Source organism: Glaciecola sp. G7-5, from assembly GCF_055808975.1.
Window position 1 is genome coordinate 3647620 of the sequence record NZ_CM147892.1, and the last position, 26181, is coordinate 3673800.

29 protein-coding genes are annotated in these 26181 nt (G+C 39.6%); 9 read left to right on the forward strand and 20 right to left on the reverse strand.

Features of this window, described 5'->3' with window-relative positions:
* Window positions 1–46 precede the first annotated feature (46 nt).
* Genes AC0L6H_RS16085 through AC0L6H_RS16100 form a run of 4 tightly spaced genes read left to right on the forward strand, consistent with a single transcriptional unit; the run spans window position 47 to window position 2277 of the window.
* Window positions 47–847, forward strand: a complete 801-nt coding sequence (locus tag AC0L6H_RS16085) for a hypothetical protein (protein ID WP_473390152.1) — start codon at window positions 47–49, stop codon at window positions 845–847.
* Complete coding sequence (locus AC0L6H_RS16090) at window positions 840–1064, forward strand: hypothetical protein (protein WP_473390153.1); 225 nt, start codon at window positions 840–842, stop codon at window positions 1062–1064. The genes AC0L6H_RS16085 and AC0L6H_RS16090 overlap by 8 nt, the downstream gene beginning before the upstream one ends.
* A complete protein-coding gene (locus AC0L6H_RS16095) occupies window positions 1028–1621 on the forward strand; it encodes a glucosaminidase domain-containing protein (RefSeq protein ID WP_473390154.1) in 594 nt (197 codons plus the stop codon). The genes AC0L6H_RS16090 and AC0L6H_RS16095 overlap by 37 nt, the downstream gene beginning before the upstream one ends.
* Window positions 1618–2277 (forward strand): DUF2987 domain-containing protein, encoded by a 660-nt coding sequence (locus tag AC0L6H_RS16100; protein ID WP_473390156.1) that lies wholly within the window; start codon window positions 1618–1620, stop codon window positions 2275–2277. The genes AC0L6H_RS16095 and AC0L6H_RS16100 overlap by 4 nt, the downstream gene beginning before the upstream one ends.
* A 12-nt stretch (window positions 2278–2289) precedes the next feature.
* Here the strand turns inward: AC0L6H_RS16100 and rssA are convergent, their stop codons facing one another.
* From rssA to ccoN, 11 genes are all read right to left on the reverse strand, one after another.
* Window positions 2290–3300, reverse strand: a complete 1011-nt coding sequence (gene rssA / locus AC0L6H_RS16105) for a patatin-like phospholipase RssA (protein ID WP_473390157.1) — start codon at window positions 3298–3300, stop codon at window positions 2290–2292.
* Between the two features lie 7 nt (window positions 3301–3307).
* On the reverse strand, window positions 3308–4204 hold the full coding sequence (ttcA, locus tag AC0L6H_RS16110) for a tRNA 2-thiocytidine(32) synthetase TtcA (protein WP_473390158.1): 897 nt from the start codon (window positions 4202–4204) through the stop codon (window positions 3308–3310).
* 76 nt (window positions 4205–4280) lie between these two features.
* Entirely contained in the window at window positions 4281–5015 is a 735-nt protein-coding gene (fnr, locus tag AC0L6H_RS16115; protein WP_473390160.1) for a fumarate/nitrate reduction transcriptional regulator Fnr, read from the reverse strand.
* A gap of 18 nt (window positions 5016–5033) precedes the next feature.
* Window positions 5034–5711 (reverse strand): sulfite exporter TauE/SafE family protein, encoded by a 678-nt coding sequence (locus AC0L6H_RS16120; RefSeq protein ID WP_473390161.1) that lies wholly within the window; start codon window positions 5709–5711, stop codon window positions 5034–5036.
* Complete coding sequence (gene ccoS / locus AC0L6H_RS16125; protein WP_473390162.1) at window positions 5711–5920, reverse strand: cbb3-type cytochrome oxidase assembly protein CcoS; 210 nt, start codon at window positions 5918–5920, stop codon at window positions 5711–5713. Before ccoS ends, AC0L6H_RS16120 begins: the two co-directional genes overlap by 1 nt.
* 90 nt (window positions 5921–6010) lie before the next feature.
* On the reverse strand, window positions 6011–8479 hold the full coding sequence (locus AC0L6H_RS16130) for a heavy metal translocating P-type ATPase (RefSeq protein ID WP_473390164.1): 2469 nt from the start codon (window positions 8477–8479) through the stop codon (window positions 6011–6013).
* A 54-nt stretch (window positions 8480–8533) separates the two neighbouring features.
* On the reverse strand, window positions 8534–9025 hold the full coding sequence (locus AC0L6H_RS16135) for a FixH family protein (RefSeq protein WP_473390165.1): 492 nt from the start codon (window positions 9023–9025) through the stop codon (window positions 8534–8536).
* Window positions 9026–9170: 145 nt separating this feature from the next.
* Window positions 9171–10121, reverse strand: coding sequence for a cytochrome-c oxidase, cbb3-type subunit III (gene ccoP, locus AC0L6H_RS16140; RefSeq protein WP_473390166.1), 951 nt, complete (start codon window positions 10119–10121; stop codon window positions 9171–9173).
* 3 nt (window positions 10122–10124) lie between these two features.
* On the reverse strand, window positions 10125–10307 hold the full coding sequence (locus AC0L6H_RS16145) for a cbb3-type cytochrome oxidase subunit 3 (RefSeq protein ID WP_473390167.1): 183 nt from the start codon (window positions 10305–10307) through the stop codon (window positions 10125–10127).
* 11 nt (window positions 10308–10318) lie between these two features.
* Window positions 10319–10924: a cytochrome-c oxidase, cbb3-type subunit II gene (ccoO, locus tag AC0L6H_RS16150; RefSeq protein ID WP_473390168.1), complete on the reverse strand. Its 606-nt coding sequence runs from the start codon at window positions 10922–10924 to the stop codon at window positions 10319–10321.
* Window positions 10921–12366, reverse strand: coding sequence for a cytochrome-c oxidase, cbb3-type subunit I (gene ccoN, locus AC0L6H_RS16155; protein WP_473390169.1), 1446 nt, complete (start codon window positions 12364–12366; stop codon window positions 10921–10923). The genes ccoO and ccoN overlap by 4 nt, the downstream gene beginning before the upstream one ends.
* Before the next feature lie 210 nt (window positions 12367–12576).
* Between ccoN and AC0L6H_RS16160 the strand changes: the two genes are divergently transcribed.
* Window positions 12577–13029, forward strand: a complete 453-nt coding sequence (locus AC0L6H_RS16160) for a hypothetical protein (RefSeq protein ID WP_473390170.1) — start codon at window positions 12577–12579, stop codon at window positions 13027–13029.
* A gap of 40 nt (window positions 13030–13069) precedes the next feature.
* Here AC0L6H_RS16160 and bfr (AC0L6H_RS16165) read toward each other — a convergent pair whose 3' ends face one another.
* The 6 genes from bfr (AC0L6H_RS16165) to AC0L6H_RS16190 form a co-directional block, all read right to left on the reverse strand.
* Window positions 13070–13537 (reverse strand): bacterioferritin, encoded by a 468-nt coding sequence (gene bfr, locus AC0L6H_RS16165; RefSeq protein ID WP_473390172.1) that lies wholly within the window; start codon window positions 13535–13537, stop codon window positions 13070–13072.
* A gap of 18 nt (window positions 13538–13555) precedes the next feature.
* Window positions 13556–14026 carry a bacterioferritin gene (gene bfr / locus AC0L6H_RS16170; protein WP_473390173.1) on the reverse strand — a complete coding sequence of 157 codons (471 nt, stop codon included), beginning with the start codon at window positions 14024–14026 and terminating at the stop codon, window positions 13556–13558.
* 142 nt (window positions 14027–14168) lie between these two features.
* Window positions 14169–15755: a cation:proton antiporter domain-containing protein gene (locus AC0L6H_RS16175; RefSeq protein WP_473390175.1), complete on the reverse strand. Its 1587-nt coding sequence runs from the start codon at window positions 15753–15755 to the stop codon at window positions 14169–14171.
* 126 nt (window positions 15756–15881) lie between these two features.
* Window positions 15882–16694, reverse strand: coding sequence for an alpha/beta fold hydrolase (locus tag AC0L6H_RS16180; RefSeq protein ID WP_473390176.1), 813 nt, complete (start codon window positions 16692–16694; stop codon window positions 15882–15884).
* Between the two features lie 144 nt (window positions 16695–16838).
* Window positions 16839–18335, reverse strand: a complete 1497-nt coding sequence (locus tag AC0L6H_RS16185) for a flavin-containing monooxygenase (RefSeq protein ID WP_473390177.1) — start codon at window positions 18333–18335, stop codon at window positions 16839–16841.
* A gap of 568 nt (window positions 18336–18903) precedes the next feature.
* A complete protein-coding gene (locus AC0L6H_RS16190) occupies window positions 18904–20523 on the reverse strand; it encodes a tetratricopeptide repeat protein (protein WP_473390179.1) in 1620 nt (539 codons plus the stop codon).
* Between the two features lie 183 nt (window positions 20524–20706).
* Here AC0L6H_RS16190 and AC0L6H_RS16195 point away from each other — a divergent pair, with 183 nt between their 5' ends.
* A complete protein-coding gene (locus AC0L6H_RS16195; RefSeq protein ID WP_473390180.1) occupies window positions 20707–21549 on the forward strand; it encodes a hypothetical protein in 843 nt (280 codons plus the stop codon).
* A gap of 79 nt (window positions 21550–21628) precedes the next feature.
* Window positions 21629–22495, forward strand: a complete 867-nt coding sequence (locus tag AC0L6H_RS16200) for an NAD(P)-dependent oxidoreductase (protein WP_473390181.1) — start codon at window positions 21629–21631, stop codon at window positions 22493–22495.
* Between the two features lies 1 nt (window position 22496).
* Here the strand turns inward: AC0L6H_RS16200 and AC0L6H_RS16205 are convergent, their stop codons facing one another.
* Complete coding sequence (locus tag AC0L6H_RS16205; RefSeq protein WP_473390182.1) at window positions 22497–22943, reverse strand: YaiI/YqxD family protein; 447 nt, start codon at window positions 22941–22943, stop codon at window positions 22497–22499.
* A gap of 126 nt (window positions 22944–23069) precedes the next feature.
* On the opposite strand from AC0L6H_RS16205, the gene AC0L6H_RS16210 reads away from it, so the two are divergent.
* Together AC0L6H_RS16210 and AC0L6H_RS16215 are read left to right on the forward strand one after the other, a co-directional pair.
* The gene (locus tag AC0L6H_RS16210; protein ID WP_473390183.1) at window positions 23070–23750 is read left to right on the forward strand and encodes a hypothetical protein; all 681 of its coding nucleotides are present in this window, start codon (window positions 23070–23072) and stop codon (window positions 23748–23750) included.
* Window positions 23747–24493, forward strand: a complete 747-nt coding sequence (locus tag AC0L6H_RS16215) for a DUF3307 domain-containing protein (RefSeq protein WP_473390184.1) — start codon at window positions 23747–23749, stop codon at window positions 24491–24493. The genes AC0L6H_RS16210 and AC0L6H_RS16215 overlap by 4 nt, the downstream gene beginning before the upstream one ends.
* A gap of 16 nt (window positions 24494–24509) precedes the next feature.
* On the opposite strand, the gene AC0L6H_RS16220 is transcribed toward AC0L6H_RS16215, so the two are convergent.
* Together AC0L6H_RS16220 and AC0L6H_RS16225 are read right to left on the reverse strand one after the other, a co-directional pair.
* Complete coding sequence (locus AC0L6H_RS16220) at window positions 24510–24641, reverse strand: DUF2256 domain-containing protein (protein ID WP_473390185.1); 132 nt, start codon at window positions 24639–24641, stop codon at window positions 24510–24512.
* A complete protein-coding gene (locus AC0L6H_RS16225; RefSeq protein WP_473390186.1) occupies window positions 24628–26166 on the reverse strand; it encodes a cryptochrome/photolyase family protein in 1539 nt (512 codons plus the stop codon). Before AC0L6H_RS16225 ends, AC0L6H_RS16220 begins: the two co-directional genes overlap by 14 nt.
* Window positions 26167–26181: the final 15 nt, after the last annotated feature.

Below are 26181 nucleotides of genomic sequence, written 5' to 3' on the forward strand. Positions count from 1 at the left end.
ATCACTGCTCTGTAATTATCCAATTACGCCTTGTTGAATGAGTGTTATGCCAAAAAACAATATACCCGATCCTGACGATGATCCTGGTTCAAATCCGAATGAAAATATTCGAACTGCTGATTTCAAAGGCTTTGATGGCAGTTATGACTTTGATATAAAATCAATTTTTAAACGAGCTTATAACTTATCGACTAAAAATAATTGGCGACTTGTGCTCGCTCTTGCCTGCATTTGGGCCGTCACATTTACGATATACATGCTTTATCTTGATGCATTTGAGATCAACGACGTATCTCTACTTATTTCGCCTGATACGCCGTTAACACCTACACAACAGCTAATGATAGAGCTTAGCATGGCCTTCGCACTGGCACCTTTGTGGACGGGTGTGTCAATGCTCGCTATAGAGACCTTGCGCAAACGCTCTGTGCCCATTACTAGTATTTTTCAATACTACAAAATTTTACCGACGGTCGCTTTAGCGGCGATTTGCGTTGATATACTTTTTAAATTCGGTTTTGCTTTATTATTTATTCCTGGTTTTTATATTTTTGCAGTCACAAGTTTCACCCTCCCATTGATTGCCGATAAAAAGATGTCGCCCCTCACTGCGATTATGAACTCCATCAAGATGAGTAACGTATATCTTGGCAAGATGATGCAGCTGTTTTTGTTGTTTTTAGGTATGCTGGCGATCGTTGTTATTAGCCTGGGTTTTGCTTATTTATGGATAGCGCCATTTTATTTCAATGTGAAAGCCATTCTGTATCAAGACCTCTTCTGCGACGAAATAGCGCCAGCAAAAGATAATAATTCCCCAACAGATAGAGGCGTATTTAATGCATAAGTTTAAAATCATATCTATTGCGCTTGCGACGGTCATTATATTACTTCTTGGTATATTTTTTATGCAACCAGAACCAAGTATTGTAGAGGATATTCCTATCGTGGAATACGCTAGCGAACCGGTGCCCAATTTTAATGAATACGATCAAGTAAAAGAAAAAAACGCGCTTTTTTCTCTTATTTGGCGCCCGCAGTTGATGCGCAAAATGAGTACATAAGAACTATACGGCAATTTTTACAGGGGCTGCAGGCTAAACAACTTGCTGGCGAAAGCTTGTCAGAATATCAACAAGAAGAATTGGATTGGTTGATAGAGGAATACCGTGTAGATACAGAACAGTCAGTTGATGCCATGTATACTGAACTCTTTCGTAAGATAGACATCATTCCCAAAGAACTCGTGTTGGTCCAAACAGCAAATGAATCAGCATGGGGGACATCACGCTTTGCCACTAAAGGTTACAATTTTTTCGGATTGTGGTGTTTTAAGAAGGGATGTGGTTTTGTGCCTCGACAACGTAATGATGGTGCCGCACATGAGGTTGCGAAATTTGACGATTTATCAAGTGCGATGTATTCCTACATGCGTAATTTAAATCGTCATCCTGCCTACAAAGATATGCGCCTTATTCGTCAAAAATACCGGAATAGTCAAAAACCAATTACAGCATATTCTCTAGCAGAAGGACTCACTAAGTACTCTGAACGTGGAGAAGAATATGTCGATGAACTTCGGGACATGATCCGAATCAACCAGGAACTGATCAATCCATGAAAATGATGCAAATAAAGATGGCTAGCTTAATGTTAATGTCAACTTTGGCCTTAAGCCTTTCAAGCAATGTATACGCAGAAGAACTCCAAGTTGCTTATAAAACCTTTTATAGCCATGTGCGAAAATTGGATTCAGACGATACCAATGCTTTACAATTTGCTTTTGGTTTTATGAATATACACAGTAAAACCTTATGTGAGATCCAAAGCGCTAGAATTAGCACACAAAAACAGCAAATTCCTATACAGCTTACACCCGAGTATAGGTTTACATTACCATCAGAAAAAGCCTTACGTCTTGCAGATGCTATCGTCATCATGCAATTAAAAGAAGCGGCGAACATTTGTGATATTTCTGTACAGCTAGAAACAAAAGCTGAATATCTGCATGAAAGCTATGATCGTGACGAACTGCAAATGTTATATCAGCAATATACAGAATTTTTCGATAGTGTCGGCGGCTTCATGTCATTTATGATGCCGAAGGTCAGTGGCTTAACTTTTCAATTTGCTGATAAAGAGTTGCAACACGATCTGGACAACGGCATGAAAATAAGTAATGGAAGCTTAACAATAAGTGCAGATGAAATTGATAGCTTGAAGTTGATTAAGTTACCTAAGGCGCCCATGCGTATAACAGCGAAAACAACAAAATAATAGTTAACGGGACTATTTAGTCCCTTTGTCATTATTTTGTGGCGCCAACTCAGGTGCTATAGTGGGTTGTTCACCTGGGGCAATGTTTGCTGGGTCTTCACCGCGCTCCTCGAGTTCGTCTTTGACTTTGATATTCAATTGATATTGAATTTGTTCGGCAAGCCTATACACCGCATCTCGTCCTTCTTTAGACATTTCTTCAGCACGGTGGAATTCAAGCAAACCGACATCTCTTAATTGAGGCTCAATAAGTAAATCCGGCGGATCGCCACCTAAACGCGAGCGTGTGACTCTAGCTTGAAGTATTTCTAGCGAACTACTCATTACACTGACTATGCCTGGCGCTTGTTTTTTATTTGGTTTCGGGTCAGGGGAAAACCATTGTTTCATAAAACCACCGCTAGCATTACTCAAAAAGCGGTCTGTCTTTTGTTGATTAACCTCATGATCATGTTCAAAATTTTCAATCAACTGTGGCCTGAAATCAGCACTAAGATTGATGGCAATAACAAAGTCCGCACCTAACTGACGACATTGGTTTACCGGAACGGGATTAACTACAGCGCCATCGACCAACCATCTACCTGCATGCTCAATCGGTGGAAATAACGCTGGGATGGCACATGACGCTTGGATAGCATCGCTTATATCACCTTTGTTGAACACCACCTCTTTGCCAGAATACAAGTCGGTAGCCACTGCTGTGAATGGTAACTTCATCTCTTCAAATGTAGGAGCGCAAAATTCTTCTTTGTGCTTGGTAAATACTTTTTGTCCGCTGGCAATACCGCCTCGCCTAAAGCCCAGTCCTAATAAGCCAAACACTTGCCAGTCAGTAAGTGAATATGCCCATTCCTCTAACTCATCTAATTTACCGCTTGCGAATGCAGAGCCTACATATGCACCAATTGAACAACCGGCGACGACATCAATTTTAACCCCTAAATCCTCTAGGGCTCTGATGATTCCAATGTGCGCCCAACCTCTTGCTGCTCCTGCGCCTAACGCTAAGCCAATTTTCATGTTTACTCTACTTTAATTCTATTATTGAAACCAGATCGTCAATATCTTGAGATTCTGCTTTAGGCAGTTCAGGCGTATCAAATGCGATGTCGCCTTCACCATTTATTCGTGTTTGTACACTAAGGTCTGTAAAGTCAAACAAGGTCTGATCTAACATATGCGAAGGCACAATATTTTGCATTGCTTTAAACATAGATTCAATGCGTCCTGGGAAGCGTTTTTGCCAATCTTGCAACATTAACTTAATGTTTTTGCGTTGCAAATTTTCTTGCGATCCACAAAGATTACAAGGAATGATAGGAAAACAAAGCGTATCTGCGTATTTTTGAATATCCGCTTCAGTACAATAGGCAAGGGGACGAATAACAACATGCTCGCCATTGTCACTTACCAGTTTTGGTGGCATTGACTTTAATCTTCCACCATAAAACATATTTAAAAACATGGTTTCTAACATGTCATCACGATGATGACCTAATGCTATTTTCGTTGCTTCCAACTCTTTCGCTGTACGATACAAAATACCGCGGCGCAGTCGAGAGCACAGTGAACACGTGGTTTTGCCTTCAGGTATTTTGTCTTTGACGATTGAATAAGTATCTTCTTCAACAATCTTATATTCAATCCCTAAGCCATCTAAATAGTCAGGTAGAATGTGCTGCGGAAAACCAGGTTGCTTTTGATCGAGATTGACCGCTACTATGCTAAAAGAGATAGGGGCGATGCGTTTAAAATACATTAATACGTCGAGTAGCGTGTAACTATCCTTGCCGCCCGATAAACAGACCATGACCTTGTCACCGTCTTCAATCATATTAAAGTCAATGATTGCTTTACCGGTCTCGCGACGAATACGCTTTTGAAGCTTATTAAAATTGTATGTAGATTTGAGTTTAGCTGACATGAGCACTTCACAATAACGAAAAACCTGCTAAGTATACAGCAAGCTTATTCGTTATTGCATCACAATGTGGGGATATTTAGCCTACTGCGGTAAACGCAATATCATTTTCTGGAATACGTTGCTTTATTCCATCAAAATCAATAATGCTAATTAATTTACCGTCGACTTGGATTAGGTTTTCTTTTTGAAAGCGCGTTAACAAGCGAGAAATCGTTTCTACCGTTAAGCCTAAATAATTGCCAATTTCGTTTCTTGTCATCGACAGATTAAATTGTTTGGCTGAGTAGCCTCGTTCATCAAAACGCATCGATAAATGATTAATAAAATGCAATAAGCGTTCTTCAGCGCTGCGCTTACTCAATAACATAATTAAATTATGATCATGTTTAATTTCTGAACTCATAAAACGCATTATTTGTTGACGTAACTTAGGGTAATTACTCGAAACTTCTTCTAAGGTTTCATAAGGCAATTCGCATACCATGGCTGTTTCAAGTGCTTGGGTATAGCTTTGGTGAACTTCGTCTTTCAAGGCATCAAAGCCGATAATATCGCCAGGGAAATGGAAACCAGTAACTTGCTCAATGCCGTTTTTGTCACTTATGTAGGACTTAAATGAACCAGAACGTACCGCAAACAAAGAATGAAACTTATCGCCCGCATTAACCAACTTATCATGCTTTTGCAGAGGGCGTTTACGTTCAATAATATCATCGAGAGAATCTAACTCATGTTTATTTAAACTCACTGGAAGACACAAATGACTGAAAGTACAACTCTGACAATGTATTGATAACTCTTTATTTGACATGGGCTCTCTGCTGTTTTGCTATTCCAAGTTTGTTATACCTTGAAACAAATCGAAAATCAAAATTATTGCAAATAAAAACAATAAACTGGCAATCGTAAGTCGCGTCGCTTTGTGTTGCAATATCGGAATAAGGAAACTAGCTCCTAAACTGCTCGCAACCAAAGCGGGTAATGTGCCTAAACCAAAACAAAGCATGAACAATGCGCCTTGCACTAGGCTGCCACTGGCCAGTGACCATGTAAGTGCCGAGTAGACTAAACCACACGGTAACCAGCCCCAAATCATTCCGTAAAGTATGGTGTACCAAGGACTTTTAAATGGGATTAATTGCTTCGCAATTGGGGCTAAATGCTTCCATAGCTTAGCACCTGCCTTTTCGAAATAAATAAGACCTTTGTATATATCACTGATATAAAGAGCAAGTAGTAATAAAAATATAATGCTTAAACTTTGCAATATCAGTAAGCCTGTAACCACACTCGATGAGAAAAGGCTACCCAACCAACCCGTGAGTGCTCCAGCAATAGTGTATGAGAAAATACGCCCAGCGTTGTAGCTCAGAATATAGGGCGTGTGTGACGTGTTTTTAGGTACGGCAAAGGTAAACGCGCTTGCTATTGGTCCACACATGCCTATACAGTGGACTCCACCTGCGAGCCCAATAAGAAATGCCGAAAAGTAACTAAATTCAGACACTATTGTTTGCTTTCTTTGTCTGTTGTATTGTCTTCATTTGGTAGGTTATTCGCTTCTTTATTTTGTTTAATATCATCATCAAACAGTATGCTGTAACCTTGCCTTTCTAAATCATCAAACTGATTTGATTTAACTGCCCAAAAAAAGATGCCTATTGCGATACCAACAATTATTATCGCCAAAGGAATTAATACATAAATGATACTCATCACTGATACCTTGTTGTTACTTTTTATGTAGATGGATAACATAAAAAGCATGTTATTTATCATACCTTGTGTATTTACTACTTGGCTAGCTTAGCGCATTAAACGTGTTGAATTATATACCACAACAATCGAACTAAGCGACATACCTAAAGCCGCTTGCCATGGCGTTAGCCAACCAACAACTGCAAAAGGGAGAACCAAAAAATTGTAAGCTAAAGCCCAAGCAATATTTTGCTTTATTTTGGACTTTGTTCTCTTTGCCATGACTAGTAGGTCAACAACTGATTGTAATTTTGGATTTAGTAATACAATATCGGCCGCATTTTTAGCAAGGTCTGAAGCGTTGCCTACCGCAATGGATACGTCAGCTGCTGCCAATACGGGAGCATCATTGATACCATCACCCAGCATAACAACCCGTCGTTCTTTCGCCTGAAGTTTGCCGATGTAATTTAGTTTTGCCTGAGGGGTACTATCCCCAACAGCATTGTAAATGTTTAATTCCTCTGCAACTTTGTTGACATTAACTTGAGTATCGCCACTTAATATAGTGAGTTCATGACTGCCTAATTGACTGACAATACCAGAGGCGTCTTTGTGTACTGTGTCGCTAATCCAAAATGCGGCTATTAGGGTGTCACTTGTACTTAGTAACACATTCGCACCCTCAACTTGATTCATAGCACTTGCAGAATTCAAAGCGTTTATCATTGGCAGTATCATGGCTTGGCTACCCAAAAATAGTTGTTTATCGTCAAGCTTTACCGATATACCTTCACCTATTTTAACGGCGTATTCACTTAAGTTAAAATGTGTCGCACTGTAGGCTTGGTCATCACGCTGATGAATATATTGTTCAAACGCTTTTGCGATAGGGTGCTCTGATCTGGATTCTATGCTATTTACCATAGCCACAATATATGACGCTAGTTCGTGTTCTGGCACATCAAAAATGTCTTTTGAAGGGGGATTTATCCATTCTTTGTTAATTGAGAATTTGCCTTGGGTAAGTGTTCCCGTTTTATCAAAAATAATGTCGGTGGTTACAGTGAGTTGTTCAAGTGCATCAGCACGCTTTAGTAAAACGCCCATTTTATTTAATTTTGCCATCGCGCACGTTATCGCCGATGGCGTGGCTAAACCTAATGCGCAAGGGCAGGTCGCTACAAGCACAGATATAGTAATCCAAAAAGCATGATCGTTACCTTGAGCATACCAATAAAAATAGGTTAAGGCCGAAATTGCTAGAACCGCGAAAACAAAATAACGAGAAAGCTTATCTGCAGTGGCCGCAACTTTTGGTTTGCTCGCCATGGCCATTTCTTGTAAGCGAAGAATTTGATTCATCATTGCATATTTAACAGGAGCTTCAACACGCATTATGATGGAACTATGTTGATTTAAGGTCCCTGCATAAATGCGTTGCCCAATCGTCTTTGTAACGGGTTCAAACTCACCGGTTAACATCGACTCATCAAAGTAGCTCTGGCCTTCAATGATGTCGCCGTCGATGGGCACGGTTTCTCCTGCTTTAACAAGTACGATATCGTCTTTGACTAACTGTTTGGCAATTACGCTGGTAAATCCATCTTCGGATTGTTTTTGCGCGGTTACGGGGATCAGTTTGAGCATATTCGATGATATTAAGGATGCTTTATGACGTGATCTATGTTCTAAGTAGCGACTTATCGTTAAGAAGAAAATAAACATGCAAATAGATTCGAAATAAACCTCGCCACTACTTTTATTGACAGCTAATACACCAGCAATGTAAGTCGCCATAATGGCTATGGTCACAGGTACATCCATATTCACGGTTTTTGCCATCAGCGCTTTAAAAGCGCTTAAATAGAAGATGCTGCCAGAATACAATACGACGGGTGTCGTTAATAACAAGCCTACAGCATTAAAGTAGGCTACAGCATCTTCTTCAATATTCCCCAAAATATCGAAATATTGTCCCATGGCTAGCATCATCACCTGCATAGTCATAATACCGGCAAGGCCTAACTTTTTTAGATATGATTTTTGTTCTTTCTTGAATGATGCTTCGTGGACGTCTGGTTGAAAGGGAAGGGATTCATAGCCTATCGATTTTAGCCTAGTTAAAATACCCGATAATTTGACAACATCGTTATCCCAATTGATCACCGCTCGGCGAGCCGATACATTTACCGAAACTTGTTTGATACCCGCTAGTTTTGCTAGTTGTTTTTCAATTAACCAAGCACACGCTGCGCAAGTAATACCTTCTACAGTCAATTGAATTGATTTGTGTTTGCCTTCATCAAAAACAAACTCTTCTTGTAGCTCAGGCTCATCATATACAGCGAGTTGTGACATCGTATTATCTAGCGCTGTATCGCCTTTGGCCGCGGCTTCAGTTCTAAATTCGTAATAATTTTCTAAACCATTATCTACAATGGCTTGTGCCACAGCTTGGCAACCAGGGCAACACATATAATGAGTTGTAGATTGAAATGAAACGGGGAATGATTCACCCTCAGTATTGGGCAAACCACAGTGAAAGCAATGTCCCGGTGCGATATTGATGCTCATTAACTACTCTGCTCAACGATGTGAATTATTGCATAAAGGCCTAAATTTAAACGCCTATGGATTAAAATCAAATGCCGTAGCTTGAGGCAAACTTATTCTCTTTTGGACTTTCCAAGATTCGTCTAAAGGGGTTAATCGTAAACGCCACTTTCCTTCAATTGGATTTTCTTCATTACTGCGATAAATACCTGACGCATCGCGCGTAAGCAACACCTTAAAATCTTTATGTTCTTGGGTTACGTGAAAAAAATCTAATTGTAGTGCTTCACCCTCAGTGGGAGCGCCGCTTAAAAACTCAAGTGTTATTCCGTTAGACTTAATGTCTAATTTAGTACTGATATTTAATGCAATCGCATTTTCAATCTTATCAAGACGAGCATTTATGCTTTTTCCTTCCTTGTAATAATCGTCTACAACTAGACTATTGGTTCCGTCAGTCGCTAGTCTTATTACCTGAGATCCCACTATTAATGATGAAAGTGGTATACAAATTAAAAACCATGGCCAAAATTGTTTGTACCAAGGTTTGTCGTCTTGTTCTTGCATAGTTTTCCTATAAATTTATTAGGGTAAATACGTCTTAAGCAGGTTTATTGACTAAACATCCGGGCTCGTAGTGTAAATAAAAAAGCCTCGTAAAACGAGGCTTCTTTGTATTCATTTTACCGAATGTTTATGGCTTACTGTCACCTTAATTAGACAGGCTGTAAACATATGCAGCAACAACGTGAATTTTATTTTCACCCAATGTTTTCTTGAACGAAGGCATTACACCGTTACGACCGTAATTTAGGGTTTCGGTCACTGCTCGTTCACTGCCACCGTACAGCCAAATATTGTCAGTCAGATTAGGAGCACCAAGCATTTGGTTTCCTTTTCCGTCCATTCCATGACAAGCAGCACAAGCCATGAAACGCGCTTTACCGGCTGTTGCTAGACCATCGTCAACATCACGACCGCTTAAGCTCAAAGTGTAGGCTACAACTTCTTCAATGCCTTTTTCACCAAAAGGGGCTAACCATCCAGGCATCATGCCTTTGCGTCCTAACACCAAGGTTTCTTTAATCTTAGCGCCCGAACCACCGTACAACCAATCGTTGTCACGTAGGTTAGGGAAGCCTCCACGTTGCCCTGCACCATCTGAACCATGACACTGAGCACAATTTTGAATAAACAGACGCTTACCGACTTGAATTGCTTCTTCGTTTAACGCTAGCTCTTCAACAGGTGTTTTCGCGTATTCTTCAAAAATAGGGTCAAACTTCTCACGAGCGACTTTAACGCTTAATGCGTACTCGTTAAGACTATCTGCGGCGATATCTTTTTCAAGTTCAGCGCGCGACTCTTCTAAACTAAGTACGCCTTGATTAGAACTTTTCCAACCTAAGAATCCTGTAAAATCACCTAGTCCACCATAGGCAAATAGGTAAATGAACCCCCATACCATGGTCAAATAGAACATGTTGGTCCACCATTTAGGTAGTTGATTGTTAATCTCAACAATACCGTCAAACTCATGCCCCATATCGTCGCCTTCAGCAACGCCTGTTTTATTTGATAAGGTCCACACAAGCAGCCACCAACAGCCGATTATCGTGCCAAGACTTATCACACTTATCCATATTGTCCAAAACATAGTCATATCTTATGACTCCTGATCTTTTTTACTAAACTTATTGTCACTTTGCTTATCATCATCTTCAAAGATGATGTTGGCGGCGTCTTCAAACTTTTCTTTGTTTTTTGAATTAAATGCCCACCATACCGCGCCAAAAAACGCGACAAACACAACGACAGTGAAAATGCTTCCAATAATAGCTTGGTCCATCAGGTCACTCCTTATTTCAAGTGCGTGCCAAGAGACTGTAAATAAGCAATTAATGCTTCCATTTCGGTTTTACCTTCTACCGCAGCTTTTGCACCTGCAATATCTTCTTCGGTATAAGGAACACCTAGCATCTTATTGACTTCAAACTTCTTCGCTGTGTCTTTACCAGTTAACTTGTTTTCAGCTAACCAAGGATAACCAGGCATATTCGATTCAGGAACCACATTACGAGGATTCAACAAATGAACTCTATGCCATTCGTCACTGTAACGACCACCTACACGTGCTAAGTCAGGACCTGTTCTTTTAGAACCCCACAAGAAGGGGCGTTCCCAAACAGATTCACCCGCTACTGAGTAGTGTCCATAACGTTCAGTTTCAGATCTGAATGGACGAATCATTTGACTATGACAGCCAACACAACCTTCACGGATGTAAATGTCACGTCCTTCCATTTCAAGCGCAGTATAAGGACGTAAGCCTTTTACTGGCTCTAAAACCTGTTGTTGAAACATAAGTGGTAATATTTGAGCCATCGCGCCAAAGCTGATAGCGATCAAAATTAAAATAGTTAGCAGACCAACGTTCTTTTCAATTAACTCATGTGGATTTTTCATCGAGCAACTCCTACTGCAAGATCTGCATCTGTCGCGTTTTCTTCTGATTTTGGCGAAGCTATCGTTTTATAGCAGTTGTAAGCCATGATGAGCATACCTGCAACAACAAATAAACCACCGATAAAGCGCACAACATAGAAGGGTTTAGATGCTTCTAAGGACTCTACAAAAGAGTAGGTCAGTGTGCCATCAGCATTCACTGCACGCCACATCATGCCTTGTAATACACCACTCATCCACATTGCTACGATATATAGTACTACGCCAATAGTCGCCAGCCAGAAATGTATATTAATCAGTTTTGTACTGTACATTTTAGGTTGTGCAAACAATATTGGGACAAGGTGATAAATTGAACCGATTGATACCATTGCAACCCAACCTAATGCACCAGAGTGAACATGGCCTACAGTCCAGTCAGTGTAGTGAGATAATGCGTTTACCGTTTTGATTGCCATCATTGGGCCTTCAAAAGTAGACATACCATAGAATGACAAAGATACGATTAAGAAACGCAAGATAGGGTCAGTACGTAATTTATGCCATGCACCTGAAAGTGTCATGATACCGTTTATCATGCCGCCCCACGAAGGTACGAATAAGATAACTGACATTACCATGCCCAAAGACTGAGTCCAGTCAGGTAAAGCGGTATAGTGTAAGTGGTGAGGACCAGCCCAAATGTATAAAGAAATTAGCGCCCAAAAGTGAACAATAGATAAGCGATATGAATATACCGGACGACCTGCTTGCTTAGGAACAAAGTAATACATCATACCTAAGAAACCAGCGGTTAAGAAGAAGCCTACGGCATTGTGACCGTACCACCACTGCATCATTGCATCAACAGCACCGGCATAGAGCGAGTACGATTTAAACATTGATACCGGAACAACCATACTATTACCAATATGAAGCACCGCGACGGTAAGCATAAATGCACCCAAAAACCAATTCGCAACATAAATATGAGATGTTTTACGAACCGCTAGAGTACCAAAAAAGTTGATGATATATGCAACCCATACGAGTGTTATCAAAATATCAATTGGCCACTCCAACTCTGCGTATTCCTTACTAGAGGTGAATCCTAAAGGCAGGGTAATAACCGCAGACAAGATAACTGCCTGCCAACCCCAAAAGGTGAACGCAGCAAGTTTATCACTGAAGAGCCTAACATGGCAGGTACGCTGTACAATATAGTAACTGGTTGCAAATAATGCACAGCCACCAAATGCAAAAATAACCGCATTGGTGTGAAGAGGGCGTAAACGAGAGTAGGTTAACCATGGAATGTCAAAGTTAAGTGCCGGCGCAAACAATTGCGCTGCTATCAAAACTCCTACTGTCATCCCTATGATACCCCATACAACCGTCATGATTGTAAACTGCCTAACTACTTTATAATTGTAGTCAGGTTGAACTTGGCTTGTTTGACTCATGTTTGAAACTTCCGCGTCGAGTAATAGTGTAAACCTTAACTAAGTGTCCGATTAAGCTTAAATTTTCTCGCTACATATAGCTAGAGAAAAAAGATCAGGATTCCTGACACTAGTCGGGGTAGAATATTAATGTTTTTAAATACAAAAAGATAGCTAAGTTAACTAAGCATTGATCTTAGTCAATAAAGGAAACTTTACGGTGCACAAATTGTGAACAAAAAGCCAACAATAATTAAAATCCTAATCTTCGCAGGGCTAGTGCTGGCAGTGCTTTCAGGAATTAAGATAGCCAACGTTAACAAGTCATTAAATAAATTAGATCAATGCGAATTAAGCAATAACGTTTGTCATTTTGAACGTGATAGCTTTACCTTAGACATAGAATTTGAACGCCCACCCATTATTGAGGAAGAGATGTTTATCGATTTCTCATTTAGCGATGGGTACGCATTGCAAAAGGCTTGGATTGAGGGTGTTAATATGTTTATGGGTAGAACACCTGTAATTCAGGATAAAATAAGCGCCGGTGAGGTCGAAGCGCTTACTTTTTTAGGCAGTTGTACTGAACCGCGTATGCAGTGGCAAATGTTTGTAGAAATCAAAAACAACAAAACAGAACAAATTTACGTTTATTCTGTTTTGTTTACGACTAAAATCGAATAGTCGTTTTCCGCACAAGATCGTGAGCGTCAAAAAAGACTTATTAAGTTTGCGATTGAAGATAATTCGCTAAACCTAATCGCCTGATCAAGCCCAACTGTTGTTCTAACCAATAAGCGTGGTCCATCTCGGTATCATCTAATAGTACGAGTAACATATCGCGCGTAACATAGTCTTGTTCAAGTTCGCTAATGGCGATTACTTCTTTCAGTTTAGCTGCAACTTCATATTCAACCCGCAAATCGCTTTCTAACATGTCAGGTACTTCTGCGCCTATATTCAGGCCGGTACGCGTAACCATATCGGGCTTGCCACCTAAAAATAACATGCGTTCAATTAGCTTGGTGGCATGACCTTTTTCATCATCAAATTCATGATTAATACGTTCATATAATTTTGTTAAGCCCCAATCTAAATACATCTGAGAATGCACGAAATATTGGTCCATGGCGGCTAATTCATAACCAAGAAGGCTGTTTAGTCCTTCTATTACTTTTTGACTACCTTGCATAATATTCTCCTGTCAAGTTTAGGCTTCGACTTGCGTTTGCAAATAATTTTCGATGCCCATTTGTGCGATTTGATACTCTTGGGTTTCTAACCAATCAAAGTATTCTTCTTCATATTCTAATATGTGATTGAGCATATCGCGGCTTACGTAGTCTTGTTCTTGCTCGCAAATACTAATTGCCGCTTTTAATTTAGGAATTTGACTTAACTGAAACTTAGCGTCACAGGCAAGTGATTCTTGCGTGTTTTCGCCTATAAACAATTTTCCTAGCATTTGTAGGTTAGGTAAGCCTTCTAAAAATAATATCCTTTCGATTAGTTTGTCGGCTTGTTTCATGTCTTTAATTGACTTTTTATAGGCGCTTTCATTTAAGGCTTCTAAACCCCAGTTTTTATGCATTCTCGCATGTAGGAAGTATTGGTTGATAGAGGTCAGTTCAAAAGTAAGTATTTCATTTAGGGTTTTTAAAACAAGTGTAGAACCTTGCATAAGCAATTCCTTAGGTTACAAATCTATCATAAAAGCTTAGCACAAAAAGCGATAAAACAAAAAACTGAAGTTAATTTTTCTATATAATTCATGGGGATATAAAACTTAATCATTCTCATTTAGACTACAACCTATGCATATTTTATGACTTAGCTTGACCCTTTATTTCATTCAACATGGTGATACTCTCTTCAGCAAAACCCAAACCGGCGTCGGTGAAAAAGTTAAACACTCTGTCGACGCCTTTATTAAGCAATGGTTCGACTTCATCTTCATAGCGGGCAATAGCTGCGATTTGTCCTGTATATTTAGCGTGACGTAGTTGCGAGGTTATATTTGAGGAATCTTCTATCGAAGGTAGAGCAAGTAAAACAAGCTTAATATTGGAAAGATCTAAATTCTCCCATAAATCGATATTCTCTCCATCTCCAACAATGGTATTTTTTCCATCGGCTTTTAACTTATTGACTCTTTCTAGGTCAGCATCCATTCCCCACACGGCAGAGCCTAAGGTGTTGTCTAGTGCATTAAATGCACCTTTACCCACGCGTCCCATGCCTATGACAAGAATTTCTGCATCACGCATACAAGGATAGCGGTCTTCTTGCAATATTTTTCTTGATTGAAAACGTTTCAAGGTGTCTTTAACCCCCGCATAATGGGCATGTGAACGTTTGTAAAGTACGCTGGATATGACAAACGAAAATGAGACACTTAAGGCCATAATCACTAACCAATCATCGCCCAGCATTTTAGTACTTACCGCGACGGCTACTACAATTAAGCCAAATTCGCTGAAATTTGACAAAACTAAACTGGACAAATAAGAAGTACGAGCACGCAATCTTGTGCCAGCAAATAGTGCGAAGAACAAAAGATATTTAAGTGGCAATAAGAAGCTAAATAATAGCGCAATGAGCACCATTTCAATGTTTGGCAAGGCTGTTAGCCCTATTGTTAAGAAAAACCCTATCAAGAAAAGATCTTTAAATGCCAACAAGGATTTAGATAGTTCTGCAGCTTTAGTGCTTTTGGCAAGTAAGACACCAAATATTAACGCACCTAAATCACCTTTAACACCAACAAGATCAAATAAGAAATAACCGCCAAGTGCAAAAACTAAACCGCTCAATGGCAGCAGCTCTCCATGACCGGCTTCTTCTAATAACTTTCTAAGTATAGGCGCAAGCGGAATCAGCAAAAACAAAGCAAAAGCATATATGGATGGTAATTTGCCTGTAGCGGCGACTAAAAATAGGACAGCGAGAATATCTTGGACAATTAATATACCGATGGCGATTTTTCCGTGTCTCGTTTTACTTTCACCTGATTCTTCTAGTATTTTTACCACGCATACTGTTGAGCTAAAACTAAACGCAAAGCCGATTAGCGCTGCCTGCTGCATACTTAGTTCGCTCACATAAGGCAATGAAAGGTTTAGTAACAACAATACAACCAAACAAACGACTAAAACCCAGATAAGCGCATGGCTTATAGAACTTAACCAAATTTCCGTCTTACCAAGGTCTTTAACGTTGAGTTTTAGACCTATCGTGAACAACATAATTGTGATACCCAAGTTCGCGATAGTGCTTAGGCTATCGTTTAATGAGTATCCCATGCCATTTAGCACAAAACCTGCAACTAAATACCCTATAAGGGGTGGCATCTTTATTATCTTGCAGGCAAAACCAAAAATAAAAGCAATGAATAAAAGAATAAATTCCATAGAAAATGATCGGCTTATTGGTTGAATTTAATTTAAATGAATAGTTACTAACTTTTACTTCTTGTATTGCGTCATCAAAGCTTTCTTCATAATAGTGCTAATGGTAAAAGTCCATATTGATAAAAATCAATGCAATAACGAATATGTGTGTTCTGGACATTCTACCATAGGCATATGGCCAATATTTGGAATAATAACAGTGTTACATTCAAGGAGCTTTTCCCAGTATTTAGCCTCGCTTACCGGTAAGATTTTATCTTTTTCACCCCAAATCAACTGAATTTTCGCAGCATTAACCGTAACCGGACTTACAAAAAACTCTTCCGGATTGAAAAAATCTGCAAACATATGCTGGTATTGCGTTTTTTTCGACAAATAATTAGTTTGGGCAACATGTACTTTTACACATAAAGGCAAAAAAGGTGGGTCTTGCATCGCTAGTTTATAAAAGGCGAGAGAATCATTAAGTGTGCTGTGGCTAAAAGGATTATGATTAGCCTGTTTTAATTGCAGTGCAAAATCACTCCTTGCACCTGCAGGATCGATTAACACTAAGTTGTTAATCATTAATGATGCACGAACTTTCTCTTCAGCGTTGTTAGCATCGCTATTTGCACTTGCTAATATTGTCCCAATCATTCCCCCCATTGAATTTCCAACGATAATAAGAGGGGAGTCATGTAAGCCTAAATTTTTGAGTAAGCGTTTGACGTAATCAGCTTGATTAAAGGCACTGTAATTTTGTGTTTTGCAGTAGGGCACTTCACCGTGGCCCATAAGATCTGGAATGATAAGGTTAAAGTTTCGACTGGCGTATTTGGCAAAAGGCAACCAAATTGTCTTATCCGCACTAAAACCATGCAGCAATAACATGCAAGGCTTATCTTTTTGATTATTTGTATAATAGGCAAATACATCATCTGCACGCTTAATTTGCACATGCCTTAACTTTGCTAGGCGTGCTCTAAAAGTAGTATTCAATTCATATAAAATTCGCCCCATGGTGGATGACTTAGATATGAACAAACACCATAAAATGAGCAAGAGTAAAACGATGACTGTGACGAAGATAAAAACCATAAATTACCGTTTTATTAGATGATGTTTGTAGTTAAATGCCTTACATAGTCGACGAAAGGTGAAACTGAAACCCGGAAACATGGCAATGACTTTTCCTTTTGCATTTTGATACCAGCTTTCACAATTCCCGTAGGACCATACGGTTTTTGCCATTTCATGGTGGACCATGTTGCTATAGTTGTCTTCTGCGAGTTCCGTTGGCTCTATAGATACCGCGCCGTTTACAAGAACTTCTTCAACGCACCTCATGATATATCGCATTTGTGACTCTATCACGAAAATTGCGCTAGTATGACCAATACCCGTATTTGGTCCTGTGACAACAAAGAAATTTGGGAAATCAGGAATGCTCGTTCCTAAATAAGCCCTAGGGTAATCATTCCATCGTTTTTGCAGTATCGCATTGTTACTTCCTTTAACCTCGTAAGAGACCATCGAATCAATCGCATTGTAACCCGTAGCAAATATTACAACATCAATCTCGCAATTGCCTGACTTTTTAAAATTAATTCCTGTTTCATAAAAGTGGCAAACACCATCATACTCGTCATGGACAAAGCAATTCGATTTTTGTAACGCGGGGTAATATGTGTTCGATATGATTATTCTTTTACACCCAATAATGAATGGAGGTGTTAACGTTTCACGTAACGATTTGCTTGTCACCTGCTTTTTTAAGTGACGAAGTGCTGGTCTTGCAGCTACAAGCTCTAATAGGCGAGGGCTATACTTAAACGCTATTACGCGTAACTCTAGCAACCAATAAATAAAGCATCTGATGATGGCATAAATGGGTTTTAGGGCCATAAACTTTCTGAGGGCCTTTGGGATCTTCCAATCAGGTCGTGGTAGCACCCAGTGAGGCGTTCTTTGTACTACATGGAGGCTTTTTACTTTATCAATTATGGCGGGAATGATTTGTACTGCACTTGCTCCACTGCCTATTATCGCGACATTTTTATTATCCAAATCAACATTGTGTTGCCAATCATTGCTATGAAAATTAAACCCTATATAAGAGTCAAAATTTGAGAATGATGGCGTTGATGGTGAACTTAAGGGGCCTGTTGCATTTATTAACACTTTGCATTGCAATGTTTGCTGATTAGCAAGTGTTAGTTGCCAGCTATTTCCTTTCCAACTAGCACTACGCACCTGACATTGTAAGTGTATTTGTTTGTGTAAATCGTATTTATCTAGCAAAGAGCGAGTGTACTCTGCAAGCTCATCTTGCTTTGCGAATAAGTGTGACCAAGGAAAAGGATGCCCTGATAGACTATATAACGGCGACTGAACATCTACCGCGGCACCAGGATAGGTATTTTGTAACCAAGTTCCACCCGCGAAATCACGTCGTTCTAGCATCACAAAGTCATTAATCCCAAGCTTAAGCAGATTAATGGCTGCTGAAATCCCACCAAAGCCAGTACCAACGATAATAGCGCTATATTCGTGTTTGTCATCAAATACGTTTTCATTCTTAGCTGTCACTTCAGACATTTATCTACTTGGACCTAATTATTACGACTTATCAACAATACACTTTTAGCAGATGCTAATAAACCGCGACCTGACTAAAAAGCGTGCATAAATTAATTAAAGAAAATAACGAAGCGGTGCACCCGTTAATGCTAAAAGATTTATACATTATTTTTAAATGAATAGATTCGGTTTTAGTGTTTTCTTTATCAATCATTTAAGAAAGCGTCATCCATAAAACGCAGGAAAGGGGATTCAAACAATTAACGATTCATAGGAACACACAACAGCATGTGGACAAAACCTTAATAACATTTAATTTAACATAATATACATTATACGCTATTGTATAAATACAAGGATAAGTAAAGTGTATAATAATCAATAGTTTGTGTATTTCGGCTTATTTCCTGCTTTTTGAAATCGTTTATGTGATCATTTGTGAACAACAAAATGTACGAAATTTTTTGTCTTGTGATTAACTACTATTTTATCAAAACTTCTCATCACAAAAAGTCTTGCGGATTAGTTAAAAAAAGCTGGCGAGACGCCAGCTTAAAAACTTGATGTAACTTGATACAGATATTATTTATTGATCAAGCACAGTTACATGGCCTGTCGTCCAGCGTTCAAGTTGGTCTTCCCAATGTGAAACATCCCAGTTGAGTGTATGGCCTCTCGATATCGCTTTGCGTAAATAACGAGTAACTTTTGGAAAGTCTCTGTATTTGCCTTTTAGGTGCGATATTGCGACTAAATAACTGTATTCAGGATTGTTGCTTTGTGAGCTTTGTATGTCTTCTAGGATGGTTATCGCTTCAGCTTGATTTTGTAAGCTTTCGTCAGCTGCAAGGAGTTTTAGTTCAGCTAGTCTTAATGAAGCGAATGAATGAGATTTTTTAGCGGCGTTTTCGTACCAAAACATCGCTTTTTTCTCATCAGGTTCAACCCAAGGACTGGTTTGTAAAATCCTTGCTAAGGTGTATTGCGCCTTGCTGAGGCCAAATTGACTTGCTAATGATAAATAATTCACGGCTTTAAGAAGGTCTTTTTGCTCACGATATAAATGAAGACCATATTCATATTGTGCGTGCACATATCCTTCCTCCGCTGAACTTTTCAACAGCGAGATCGCTAATCCTTCGTCTTGGGGATACCATGGATAATAGATTAATAACATCGCACGCTCATAATTCGTTTGCGCGGTTTCTTCTTTACTTAAACGCTTATAATTACGTCTGACCCAATCATAAAGGTCTTTATTTTTGTGTCGTGCTTGACCGGTATCCCATTTAGCAATTCCTAAAAAGCCGCGATTAAAGAAGCTAATGCGTTCACCTTCAAAAGTTGGTGTAGGCAAGGTATACAGCGAATATTCGTATATTCCTGTATTGATATTGCCTGTTCTACCTTTTGTATATAGTTTCTCGATATTGCGTATTGAGCCATCGATAGCTACCTCATAATCGATAACAGCAAGATACGGTAGGTCAAGCGGATTTATTTTGTCTGGTTGCGAGCCTTGTATATCACCAAATTCATCAATGACGGCCGAACCATCATTTACTACTGAGTCAAAATCCAGATCAGCAAAGTCATCAAAACCATCGTCAAAGGTGTTACCAAAAGAGTTGTCAAAACTGTCATCATAATCAATATCAAGCTCAATTTCAGGCAAGCTATCAATACTTTCAATGCCAAATAGTTCATCAGTCCTGGACTGAGTATCAGGAGCTTTACCTGGTCCACCAAAGCTTACTTTTTTCCCAAGTGCTTGGGGCAACAATTTAGGAAGATATTTGTCGGCTATTTTTTGTTTACCATATTTGTTTTTAAAATCGCGCACCAACCTTTGTATCTCTGCCCTATCGCTTTCGTTTATATTTTTAACGAGCACATTAAATATTTTTTTAGCGTCACTAAATTCATACTCAGCCGCCAATGAAAACCAAAGCACGGCACTAAGGTAGTTTGGTTTTACACCAAGTCCTTTGTAGTAGATTGTACCTAACTGATAATATACGTGGGGGCTGCCAGTTTCGACTGCCGCCATATACGAACTGCGGGCTTTTTCAAAGTCCTTTTGCGTATAATATGCATCACCTTTAAATGCGTCAGTAGCAGAGGCATTGCCAATTAGTATCCCAGCAATGCAGATAGCTACCCCAATCTTTAAGCCTGCAACTGTTATAGATGATAGGAGTTTCATGTTTCCTTCCTTGATAGCGATATGGACACAAATTTAGATTATACATGTTTTATTAACAACAGCGATTATTATAAATAAAAAGATAGTTAAACCTAGCAAAGCGATTAGTTATAAAAGGCAGCTTCCCACATTCAAAAGAAACTTTTAGCTGTAGATAGAGTCATCTTTATAGCCCCGGTGCAAATGCTGCATCGTCCAACTCAGATTACGCTATTGAAAATTGAAGCTAGACCTTTAGAACTTCCTAAAAGAAATGATGCACGCTCCTCATACAGTTTGTTGGCAGCGTCATTGCTAGCGCACGCTTTAGTTATAGCTCTAGTCATTTTAATCGCGCCAATACAAAGCCGTAAAATAATAGACGATAAATCAAAACAAGCGGACCACCAGAACACAAAAATTATTAGTTACTTGTATACAGCGCCAAAAATAAAACCAGCCGCAATAGATATAGATGAACGTTTACAAGATGAAAAACCGCCTGCAGAACAAAGTAAAGATGAGGCAAAGCCACTACAACAAATATCAGCGCAGAAAGAGGAAAAAGTTGTAAATAGCGAAGCGCAAGAAAAAGAGGCTATAGAAACGCAGACATCAACTGATACAGCAGAAGAAACAACTACATTATTATCTGAAAGAAAGGAACAAGAAGCCTTAGCGCCGTTAAATACTGATCTACTAGGGGCAAAAGACCGCTACAGGCAACTCGTTACCAAGCATTTGCAAAGTTACAATGCCCAGTTTAGTCAACAACAAGCCACACGCCATCGACAATTGCAGACTTCGCCCATTATCGATACCGAAACAGCAATAGATACCCTTACCAAAGTCATCAAAAGGCCTCGAATAGATGTAGACTGTGGAGATGGCATTAAAAAGATCTTTGCAGGCATATCTATGCTAGGCAATGGTACTGTTAAATGCAGAGATAACGGTCAATTTCAAGATTATATCGACAATCGTATTCGAGGTGTGGGCCTAAATACGAAGGATGAGAATAGCGCTAACGATAACAAAGACAGGTAAACTCTTTAGCCAAAAAGCGCTACACTATTGACCAAAGCAAATCGCTAATAAGCAGTTTAACAACAAATAAGGACAATACATGAAAGTCTCATTTATTGGTTTAGGGGCCATGGGCTTCCCAATGGCGGGTCATTTAGCAAATGCAGGGCATGAGCTTAAGGTTTATAACCGCACCAAGAGTAAGTCAGCGCAATGGACAGAATCTTATAAAGGACAAAGTGCTGATAGTCCTCGTGAGGCAAGTCTCAATTCAGACGTCGTATTTTTGTGTGTAGGTAATGACGATGACGTAAAAAGCGTCGTTCTTGGTGAGCAAGGTGCACTTGCTGGCATGACAAAGGGAAGTTATTTAATCGACCACACAACGACTTCTGCAGAGCTCGCCCGTGAATTAGCTGATATTTGTGAACAACAGGGTATTCACTTTTTAGATGCCCCAGTTTCTGGCGGACAAGCAGGGGCTGAAAATGGGAAATTAACGGTTATGTTAGGTGGCAATAATGATGACTATCAAGCAATTACAAGTTTACTTGATTGTTATAGTCAAAAACATGAACTAATGGGGCCTGTAGGCTCGGGTCAATTAACCAAAATGGTCAATCAAATATGCATTGCGGGTATTGTGCAAGGTTTGTCTGAAGCATTACATTTTGCACAAAATGCTAACCTAGCCGTCGATAAAGTGATTGATGTCATTAGCAAAGGTGCCGCGCAAAGCTGGCAAATGGAAAACCGATGGGCAACTATGGTCAAAGGTGAATTCAATTTTGGCTTTGCTGTTGATTGGATGCGCAAAGACCTCAATATTGTGCTTAACGAAGCGCAGCGAAATAACAGTACCCTGCCTATTACTGCCCTTGTTGACCAGTTTTATGGACAAGTTCAAGCGCAAGGTGGAAGCCGCTTTGATACATCGAGCCTAATTAGCTTGCTCGATAAAAAATAATCTAGGTGTTCTGCGCAAGGATGCGATCTAAATGACCGGCAAAGGCTTTACGATCTCTTTGTGACATAGGCGCAGGCCCTTCGGTTTGTATACCACTTGAGCGCATAGTATCCATAAAGTCACGTGTTGTTAGTCGTGACTTTATGTTTTGTTTGTCGAGTATTTCTCCTCTGGGCGATAGTACGATTGCGTTTTTTTCAATAACTTCGGCGGCTAAGGGTATATCAGAACTTATCACCAAGTCGCCCTCTTCTGTGCGTTTTACAATTTCGTCGTCAGCCACGTCAAATCCCGATCCAACCTGAAAAAATTGAATAGCTGGGTTAACTGGAATTTTCATCGCATGGTTAGCGATTAATAGTAAAGTCACACCCGTTCGATTCGCAGCTTTGAATAGAATTTCTTTAATCACAACGGGGCAGGCGTCAGCATCAACAATAATCTTCATATCAATATCATGTCCATTTTTAGCTTTTGTAGATCATAATGGTAAGCTTGCTACTGAAATAATTGCAAACTATATCGATTGCAATTTTAAAAGCAACTATAAACGTTTGCTATTTATGACCTATCAATGCATACTCAGTCCATAAATGACTATTTAACGCTGTTAAAGGTAGAAATGATGGCAAGTCTAATCGCGGTCGAAACAAGCGATATCGTTAATTCAACGTCGATGTCGCAAGAGCAGCTAAGCCAATGTATGAGCGCACTAAAGCAGTGTTTAGCGTCGATTCACAAAGAACATAACATTGTGTATGAATTTTATCGCGGTGATGCGTTTCAAATTATGTACCCTAATGCCCTACTTTCTTTGCGTCACTTGCTTTTGCTTAAACTTTATATGCGCTCTTCTTTACCATTTCCAGTAGATATTACGCAATCCTTAGCGGTAGGTATTATTGACCGAGCAGTGACAAGCCTGCACGACAGAATGGACAGTGTTTTCGTCAACTCTGGAAGACAATTAGAAAGCGTAAACAAAGCTGAAATAGGTATTTATGACGAAGGCTTTACTCAAGCATCTCATTTAGCCTTAGCGTTTTTTAATCGCATTTTAACGGGTATATCCGCCAAGCAAGCCTTAGTTCTGTACTGGTATATTCAAGGTGATTTCCCTGAACATAAAAAAATCGCTTCACAACTTAATATGACACGGCAAAATGTTAATACCCATTTATTACGTGCCAACGCTGATTTAATAAAAGGTTTCATTCTTTATTTTGAGAAAACCATTGGGGAGCATGCGCTTTGATTTTATTTGCTTTGTTATTTTTAGCCCATATTACTGCTGATTTTTATTTACAGGCTCATTCTTGGATCATGGACAAAGTCGAACACAAAATTAGGTCCATTGGTTTGCTCAAGCACATGGGCGTCCATACTATATTAACGTCTATCGCTTTGTTTTTAGGTGGTGTCGATAATTCAGCTGATTTTGCAATAGCATTAGTTGTCATTATTTCGACTCACTACGCAATAGATGTTTGGAAAACCTATATGGGCTTTACCACTGTCTATTTTGTCATGGACCAACTCGCTCATTTATTGGTGTTAATTGCTGTCACTTTGTGGCTACAAGGAGTTAACGTTAGCATGATTCTAGACTTTATCGTGACTCATAGCACAGCCACCATGATAGCTACAGTCAGTGCATATCTGCTTGCTTACAAACCGCTGTCGATTTTAATACAGCTTTTGTTACGTCCTTACTTGCAACAGTTTGAGAATACTGACCAGGCAAACTCGGGCTTACAAACAGCTGGCGAGTACATAGGCGCTTTAGAGCGATTCTTAGTTATCACTTTTGTGTTGTTAGGTCAGTTTGGCGGGATAGGCTTTTTATTAGCGGCAAAAAGTGTATTTAGATTTGGCGATATGCGCCGCCAAACAGATAGAAAGCTCACCGAATATATTATGCTAGGCACGCTTTTGAGCTTTAGTTTTGCCTTAATAATAGGCCTTGTGCTTAAAAATGGCTTGGGCATCGCGTTTTAAAACGATATGCCCAAGCTCACTTTTTATTTCGTCTACACCGCTCAGAACAATACTTTACTTCCGCCCAATTGCGCTCCCATTTTTTGCGCCATGTGAAAGGCAAAGTGCATACAGGACAAATTTTAGTGGGTAAGTCAGACTTCTTCATTATTAGAAAGCTTCTCTAAAAAGAGTTCAGAATCCTCAAGCATATGCATAAGCTTAGTTTGGTCCATTTTCGACATTGTTCTATAAATCATGGCCATTCTTGGATTGTTTTCAAACTTTTCTTTATGTTTATTAATAAAATCCCAATACAGATAATTAAAGGGACAAGCTTGAGGACCGCTTTTTTCCTTAACGCTATATTTGCAATGGCTGCAATAATTAGACATTTTGTTAATGTATGCACCACTTGCTGCATAAGGCTTGCTCGATAATTTTCCGCCATCACTGTATAGGATCATGCCGCTTACATTAGGCAGTTCAACCCATTCATATGCGTCTCCATAAACGATTAGATACCATTCATTCACTTGCTCGGGGTCGAGTCCGGCTAATAGTGCAAAGTTACCAAGTACCATGAGTCTTTGAATATGGTGGGCATAAGCATGTTCTTTGGTTTGCTTTACGCATTGGCTCAAACAATTCATATCAGTCTTGCCCGTCCAATAAAATTCAGGCAAGGCTCTTTTCGCTTGTAAAAAGTTATCGGTTTTTAAGTCAGGCATAAAATGCCAATAAAAACCGCGCACATACTCTCGCCAGCCAAGGATTTGTCGAATAAAACCTTCAGCGGAATTAATGGGCGCATCGCCTTTATAGTAGGCTTCTTGGGCAGCAAGAATGACTTCTTCTGGGCCTAATAAGCCCGCGTTGATATAAAATGAAACATGAGAGTGAAACATCCACGCTTCATCTTGCACCATTGCGTCTTGATAGCGGCCAAAATTAACGAGTCGTTGCTCAATAAAGTTATCTAGCACGTCAAGTGCTTGGTTGCGCGTTACCGCATAATGGAAGTGCTTAATATCGCCAAAATGATGGTCAAATTCCTTCTCTACTAAGGCAATTACATCTTCGGTGATGTCATCTGGTTTAAAAACACAGGGCGATGGCGGTTTTATGTCTTTGGGTAATTTCTCGCGGTTATCTGCGTCATAGTTCCACTTGCCACCCACAGGCTGTTTATCATCCATTAGAATGTTAAACTGCTTCCTTCTTTCGCGGTAGAAAAATTCCATCCTGAGCTGTTTTTTACCTTCTGCCCAGTCGCTAAAATCTTCTTCTTTTGCCATGAAACGGTTATCGGGGGTGATTTTAACAGCTAAGTCTAAACGAGAAGACCACTGGCAGATGTCTTCATGCAAGCGGTATTCACCCGCTTTGGCAACAACAATGTCGCTAATATCATGGTTTTTTACATGCGCTTCAACCTGCTTAAATAATGAGCCTTGGTTATCGCCATCGGTGTATTTGGTGTAATAAAGCTTGTAGCCCTCACGTTTAAGTTCTTCCGCAAAATGGCGCATGGCACTAAATAAAAATGCAATCTTCGTTTTATGGTGCTTAACGTAACTTGCTTCTTCTTTTACCTCACATATCAGAACATGGTCATTTTGTTTGTCAATTTCAGCCAAAGAGGACATTGATAAACTAAGTTGGTCACCTAACAGCAAGCAAAGGCGCGGCATTATTCACTCTCCTCG

Coding starts and splice junctions, on each gene's coding strand:
- fnr (WP_473390160.1), bottom strand. CDS start 5,015: ATGTCAAATAAAGAGTTATCAATACATTGTCAGAGTTGTACTTTCAGT.
- AC0L6H_RS16085 (WP_473390152.1), top strand. CDS start 47: ATGCCAAAAAACAATATACCCGATCCTGACGATGATCCTGGTTCAAAT.
- AC0L6H_RS16210 (WP_473390183.1), top strand. CDS start 23,070: ATGCATACTCAGTCCATAAATGACTATTTAACGCTGTTAAAGGTAGAA.
- ccoO (WP_473390168.1), bottom strand. CDS start 10,924: ATGAAAAATCCACATGAGTTAATTGAAAAGAACGTTGGTCTGCTAACT.
- rssA (WP_473390157.1), bottom strand. CDS start 3,300: ATGAAAATTGGCTTAGCGTTAGGCGCAGGAGCAGCAAGAGGTTGGGCG.
- bfr (WP_473390172.1), bottom strand. CDS start 13,537: ATGCAAGGTAGTCAAAAAGTAATAGAAGGACTAAACAGCCTTCTTGGT.
- ccoS (WP_473390162.1), bottom strand. CDS start 5,920: ATGAGTATCATTTATGTATTAATTCCTTTGGCGATAATAATTGTTGGT.
- AC0L6H_RS16135 (WP_473390165.1), bottom strand. CDS start 9,025: ATGCAAGAACAAGACGACAAACCTTGGTACAAACAATTTTGGCCATGG.
- AC0L6H_RS16185 (WP_473390177.1), bottom strand. CDS start 18,335: ATGTCTGAAGTGACAGCTAAGAATGAAAACGTATTTGATGACAAACAC.
- AC0L6H_RS16200 (WP_473390181.1), top strand. CDS start 21,629: ATGAAAGTCTCATTTATTGGTTTAGGGGCCATGGGCTTCCCAATGGCG.
- AC0L6H_RS16145 (WP_473390167.1), bottom strand. CDS start 10,307: ATGGACCAAGCTATTATTGGAAGCATTTTCACTGTCGTTGTGTTTGTC.
- AC0L6H_RS16205 (WP_473390182.1), bottom strand. CDS start 22,943: ATGAAGATTATTGTTGATGCTGACGCCTGCCCCGTTGTGATTAAAGAA.
- AC0L6H_RS16100 (WP_473390156.1), top strand. CDS start 1,618: ATGAAAATGATGCAAATAAAGATGGCTAGCTTAATGTTAATGTCAACT.
- AC0L6H_RS16190 (WP_473390179.1), bottom strand. CDS start 20,523: ATGAAACTCCTATCATCTATAACAGTTGCAGGCTTAAAGATTGGGGTA.
- AC0L6H_RS16130 (WP_473390164.1), bottom strand. CDS start 8,479: ATGAGCATCAATATCGCACCGGGACATTGCTTTCACTGTGGTTTGCCC.
- AC0L6H_RS16220 (WP_473390185.1), bottom strand. CDS start 24,641: ATGAAGAAGTCTGACTTACCCACTAAAATTTGTCCTGTATGCACTTTG.
- AC0L6H_RS16090 (WP_473390153.1), top strand. CDS start 840: ATGCATAAGTTTAAAATCATATCTATTGCGCTTGCGACGGTCATTATA.
- AC0L6H_RS16195 (WP_473390180.1), top strand. CDS start 20,707: ATGCTGCATCGTCCAACTCAGATTACGCTATTGAAAATTGAAGCTAGA.
- ccoN (WP_473390169.1), bottom strand. CDS start 12,366: ATGAGTCAAACAAGCCAAGTTCAACCTGACTACAATTATAAAGTAGTT.
- ccoP (WP_473390166.1), bottom strand. CDS start 10,121: ATGACTATGTTTTGGACAATATGGATAAGTGTGATAAGTCTTGGCACG.
- AC0L6H_RS16175 (WP_473390175.1), bottom strand. CDS start 15,755: ATGGAATTTATTCTTTTATTCATTGCTTTTATTTTTGGTTTTGCCTGC.
- bfr (WP_473390173.1), bottom strand. CDS start 14,026: ATGCAAGGTTCTACACTTGTTTTAAAAACCCTAAATGAAATACTTACT.
- ttcA (WP_473390158.1), bottom strand. CDS start 4,204: ATGTCAGCTAAACTCAAATCTACATACAATTTTAATAAGCTTCAAAAG.
- AC0L6H_RS16225 (WP_473390186.1), bottom strand. CDS start 26,166: ATGCCGCGCCTTTGCTTGCTGTTAGGTGACCAACTTAGTTTATCAATG.